Source organism: Halobacillus sp. (assembly GCF_049282395.1).
Lineage (GTDB): Bacteria > Bacillota > Bacilli > Bacillales > Halobacillaceae > Halobacillus.
In genome coordinates this window covers 1-4,553 of the sequence record NZ_JBAPTY010000098.1, presented here as the reverse complement: position 1 = coordinate 4,553, position 4,553 = coordinate 1, and the positions used below count along the sequence as shown (strand labels likewise).

Sequence of the window (4,553 nt, the reverse complement as noted above, 5' to 3'; positions counted from 1 at the left end):
CCCGGGTTATGACAGGCCTTCGTGAAATCGCAAAAGTTCATGAGGGCGAATTCCGCCTGACACCAAACCAGAACGTGATCATTGCCCGCGTGGAAGAAGATAAAAAGCAGGAAATTGATGAGCTAGTGGAACAGTACGGTTTGACCGACGGGCGTTACAACTCCGCTCTGCGCAGAAATTCCATGGCTTGTGTCGCTTTTCCAACGTGCGGACTTGCGATGGCGGAATCAGAACGCTATCTGCCATCCTTAATTGATAAGATGGATGACGTGATTGACGAAGCGGGTCTTCAGGATGAAGAAATTGTCATTCGGATGAGCGGCTGCCCTAACGGCTGTTCACGCCCGGCGCTCAGTGAGATCGGTTTTATTGGAAAAGGACCCGGCAAATATAATATGTATTTAGGCGGCGGCTTCACAGGAAATCGCCTGAATAAGCTGTATAAGGAAAACATTGGCGAAGAAGAGATTCTAGGAACGATCAAACCAATGCTGTTCGAATACGCGAAAGAGCGGCAGGAGAATGAGCATTTCGGGGATTATGTCATTCGCGCCGGTTACATTGAGGAAGTGCAGTCCGGTCTGGATTTCCATTCTTAAAATATAGTGTAACGTGCATAGCAATCAAGCTGGGTCCTGAGTGAGCCAGCTTGATTGCTTTTTATCGGAAAAATTAAATTAGACCGTGAGTACGTGAGTGATCTTTGCTTTAGGGTTTTTAGCTAAATAGGTTTTTTTAGCGGTTTCCCGATGAGGCGCGTAGATGGTTGCTTTTTTAATAACGCCGCCGGTTACCTGATGATAAATTACGTATTTTCCGTTCATAAGTTTCCATCCCATCTTAAGTGATTTTATTATTACTAGTATGGGTGAATGCGCCTGATTCTATAACCATAAAAATTCGAGAGGAAGTTTTGAAGTCAGAACCCGTGTGCGTTTTATTTGTTCTGCTTATGGGAATATTTAGTTACAATCATTGAAAAGGAGTTTTAATACTATGGGTAAATTTATTGAAGTAGAGCAAGGGGTTAACGTATTTGTAGAAGATATAGGCGAAGGACAGCCGATCGTTTTTATTCACGGCTGGCCATTGAATCACAAAATGTTTGAATACCAGATGAACGAGCTGCCAAAGCAAGGCTACCGCTTCATCGGCATTGACCTGAGAGGGTATGGCCAATCGGACAAACCCGCATTTGGCTATGATTACGATACCTTTGCCCATGACATTAAAGTCGTAGTTGAGGAATTGAAGCTCGAGAACTTCTTCCTGCTAGGATTCTCTATGGGCGGACCAATCAGCATCCGCTACGCTTCGAAGTATGCGAACGACCAACTGGGTCAATTAATTCTGGCCGGAGCAGCAGCACCAAGCTTCACCCAGCGTGACGGTTATCCATATGGTATGAAAAAAGAAGACGTCAACGGACTCATTTACGCGATTCAAAATGACCGTCCTGCTGCTTTAACGGAATTCGGCAGCAACTTCTATTATTCACAAATCTCAGAACCGCTTAAAGAATGGTTCCTTGGTCTGGCTCTTGAAGCTTCTTCCTATGGTACCATTGCAAGTGCTGAATCGCTGCGTGATGAAGATCTTCGCGATGAGCTAAGCTCTATTAACGTTCCTACGCTGCTGCTACACGGAACCAATGACGAAATCTGTGACTATCAATTTTCTAAACAATTAGAGGAAGGGATCGATCAAGCGACGCTTGTTTCCTTTGAAAACAGTGGTCATGGTTTGATTTACGACCAGAAAGAGAAGTTTAATGAAGAACTGCTTAAATTAATTAAATAATAAATGAAAGGACGATTTCTTACGCAGGAAACGTCCTTTTTTAATAAATCCATATTCTGTCTTTCCAAAGTCATAGTTGATATACTCAATTTAACAACAATTAGAAGGGAATGAAATGATATGTCGAAACCAATCATTGGCTTTATTGGAACAGGCGTAATGGGGAAAAGTATGGTCCGCAATCTATTGAAGGCAGGTTTCCCTGTACAGATGTTTACACGAACGAAAGAGAAAGCTGAAGAATTGTTGAACGAAGGGGCAGAGTGGCAGGAAAATCCGGCCGCGCTTGCTAAAGAAGCAGATATCATGATTACGATGGTGGGCTATCCAAGAGATGTGAAAGAAGTGTACTTTGGGGAAGATGGTATTATACATAATGCAAAAGAAGGCTCGTACTTGGTCGACATGACGACCTCTTCTCCACAGCTGGCTGAGGACATATACAAAAAAGCAAAAGAGCGTGGTCTTCACGCCTATGACGCTCCGGTTTCCGGAGGAGACACGGGGGCGAAGCAGGGAAAACTAACGATCATGGCTGGGGGAGAAACAGAGCAATTTGAGAAATTGCTTCCTGTCTTTCAAGTAATGGGAGAGAATGTGGTGCTTCAAGGACCAGCAGGAGCCGGGCAGCATACTAAAATGTGCAACCAAATTGCAATTGCCTCCAATATGATGGGCGTGGTCGAAGCCATTACGTATGCTGAAAAAGCCGGATTAGATCCGAAAACGGTGCTGCAGTCAATAGAGTTCGGAGCAGCAGGGAGCTGGTCGCTATCCAATCTGGGACCTCGAATGATCGACGATAATTTTGACCCAGGCTTTTACGTGAAGCATTTTATTAAAGATATGGAAATTGCCATTCAGTCAGCGGATCAGATGGAACTGCCGGTTCCCGGTCTTAAGCTTGCAAAATCGCTTTATGACGAGCTGAGTAAAGCAGGCGGCAGCAATGATGGAACACAGGCGCTTTACAAATACTATAAAATGATGGCAAAGCAATAATTGAGTAAGGAGTCTCTGACGATCGCAGAGACTCCTTTTTATGCGCGAAAAGTTTTTCTGCTGGTTTTTTGTGGAATTCGGATGATATTGGTAGAAAAGGAGAGAGGGGATTGTATGTTGTTTAATGGGTGGAGCGGTGTGGTACGAATCATCATCATGGCGCTCACCGTCTATCCAGCGTTAATTTTTATGCTGAGAATTTCAGGGAAAAGGACTTTATCGAAAATGAATATGTTCGATATGGTCATTACGGTAGCGATTGGCTCGGTGGTCGCCTCGGTCATGTTATCGAACAAAATGACGATTGTAGAGGGGCTTACTGGACTGGGCATGCTGATTGTCCTTCAATTTGCCGTAACTTGGCTTGAAGTCCGGTCCGAAGGTTTTACTTCCCTCATTAAAGGAGAACCTCAGCTGCTTCTGTATCACGGGCAGTATATGGAGAAAGCCCTTAAGAAAGAGCGCGTGAAGAAAGATGAAGTGAGGCAGGCGATTAGAGCTGATGGTCTGGCATCCGTAGAAGAAACGGAAGCTGTCGTATTGGAGACGGATGGAACATTTTCCGTGATTAAGCATAAACATCAAAACGGCCAAAGCTCCCTGAAAGACGTAGAAGGATGGGAAAGAAATAAGGCATAAACTTCCACCTCAGGTCATCCAGATTCTGGATGACCTGAGGTGGAATTTTTTGGAATAAAAACTAAAATGTTGAATTAAAATTTATGTTGACCAACATGGTCAATAGGAGTAAGATGTAATTGACCGGACTGGTCAATAATAGCTGGAGGGATGATATGGAACCAAAATTCCTTGCTTTGGATCAAGATAAACAAGATCGAATTTTAAATGCAGCAATGGAAGAATTTGCTGGAAACGGATATAAAAATACATCTACTAATAAGATTGTAAAAAAAGCCGGAATTTCCAAAGGGCTTCTATTTCATTACTTTTCAAATAAAAAAGAGTTATACCTTATGATTTACGATTACTTCGTAGACTTGTTTTTAACGGAGGTCCAAGGAAAAGTCGATTGGGAAAATAAAGATATATTTACCCGGCATCGTCAAATGGCTTCGTTGAAGATCAAGCTGTTTTATCAATATCCAAATGTATTTAATTTTCTTAATGCAGCCTTCACTGAAAATGCGCAAGACCTGAGAGTGGAACTGGAAAGCCGAAGAGAAAAATTCATTAATCACCATTACCGTGAAATGCTACAGGATATAGACCTGTCGAAGTTTAGAGAAGATATGGACGTTTCCAAGATCATCGAAATTATCAGTTGGTCGATGGAAGGGTTTGCTAACAAACAGCAGGCTAAATTTAAGGGCTTGAGCCTCGATGAGATGGACCTGGAGGAAACGTTGCAGGAGCTTGATCGTTATATTGAAGTTCTGAAGCACTCTTTTTATAAATAATACGCTTTTACAAAAAGGAGGATGGATCATGTCTGTACTACGTACCAAACAGCTCACCAAAAAATTCGGTGATTTCAAAGCGCTTGATGGAGTGAACATCGAGGTGAATAAAGGAGAGGTGTATGGTTTTATCGGTCCGAACGGAGCGGGTAAATCCACGACCATTCGTGTTCTGCTCGGCATGTTAAAAGCAACAGAAGGAGAAGCTGAAATCTTCGGAATGGATGCTTGGAAAGATGCTGTGGAGATTCATAAACGCCTGGCTTACGTTCCGGGAGATGTGAATCTATGGCCGAATTTAACAGGCGGAGAAGTCATTGACCTTTTTGTAAA

General features: G+C 43.0%; 6 protein-coding genes and 1 pseudogene. 6 read left to right on the top strand and 1 reads right to left on the bottom strand.

Annotated elements, in window-relative coordinates; translation table 11 throughout:
- A pseudogene (locus WAM07_RS04755) lies at nucleotides 1-599 on the top strand (sulfite reductase); the annotation flags it as partial.
- 78 nt (nucleotides 600-677) lie between these two features.
- Here the strand turns inward: WAM07_RS04755 and WAM07_RS04750 are convergent.
- Nucleotides 678-824, bottom strand: a complete 147-nt coding sequence (locus tag WAM07_RS04750) for a hypothetical protein (protein WP_422165217.1) — start codon at nucleotides 822-824, stop codon at nucleotides 678-680.
- Nucleotides 825-996: 172 nt separating this feature from the next.
- On the opposite strand from WAM07_RS04750, the gene WAM07_RS04745 reads away from it, so the two are divergent.
- From WAM07_RS04745 to WAM07_RS04725, 5 genes are all read left to right on the top strand, one after another.
- Nucleotides 997-1,800, top strand: a complete 804-nt coding sequence (locus WAM07_RS04745; RefSeq protein ID WP_422165215.1) for an alpha/beta fold hydrolase — start codon at nucleotides 997-999, stop codon at nucleotides 1,798-1,800.
- Nucleotides 1,801-1,920: 120 nt separating this feature from the next.
- Complete coding sequence (locus WAM07_RS04740) at nucleotides 1,921-2,802, top strand: NAD(P)-dependent oxidoreductase (RefSeq protein ID WP_422165213.1); 882 nt, start codon at nucleotides 1,921-1,923, stop codon at nucleotides 2,800-2,802.
- A 114-nt stretch (nucleotides 2,803-2,916) separates the two neighbouring features.
- Nucleotides 2,917-3,441 carry a DUF421 domain-containing protein gene (locus tag WAM07_RS04735; protein ID WP_422165211.1) on the top strand — a complete coding sequence of 175 codons (525 nt, stop codon included), beginning with the start codon at nucleotides 2,917-2,919 and terminating at the stop codon, nucleotides 3,439-3,441.
- A 155-nt stretch (nucleotides 3,442-3,596) separates the two neighbouring features.
- Nucleotides 3,597-4,220: a TetR/AcrR family transcriptional regulator gene (locus tag WAM07_RS04730; RefSeq protein ID WP_422165209.1), complete on the top strand. Its 624-nt coding sequence runs from the start codon at nucleotides 3,597-3,599 to the stop codon at nucleotides 4,218-4,220.
- Nucleotides 4,221-4,248: 28 nt separating this feature from the next.
- The coding region (locus tag WAM07_RS04725) for an ATP-binding cassette domain-containing protein (RefSeq protein WP_422165207.1) at nucleotides 4,249-4,553 on the top strand (305 nt) is incomplete at its 3' end.

Coding starts and splice junctions, on each gene's coding strand:
- WAM07_RS04750 (WP_422165217.1), bottom strand. CDS start 824: ATGAACGGAAAATACGTAATTTATCATCAGGTAACCGGCGGCGTTATT.
- WAM07_RS04745 (WP_422165215.1), top strand. CDS start 997: ATGGGTAAATTTATTGAAGTAGAGCAAGGGGTTAACGTATTTGTAGAA.
- WAM07_RS04740 (WP_422165213.1), top strand. CDS start 1,921: ATGTCGAAACCAATCATTGGCTTTATTGGAACAGGCGTAATGGGGAAA.
- WAM07_RS04735 (WP_422165211.1), top strand. CDS start 2,917: ATGTTGTTTAATGGGTGGAGCGGTGTGGTACGAATCATCATCATGGCG.
- WAM07_RS04730 (WP_422165209.1), top strand. CDS start 3,597: ATGGAACCAAAATTCCTTGCTTTGGATCAAGATAAACAAGATCGAATT.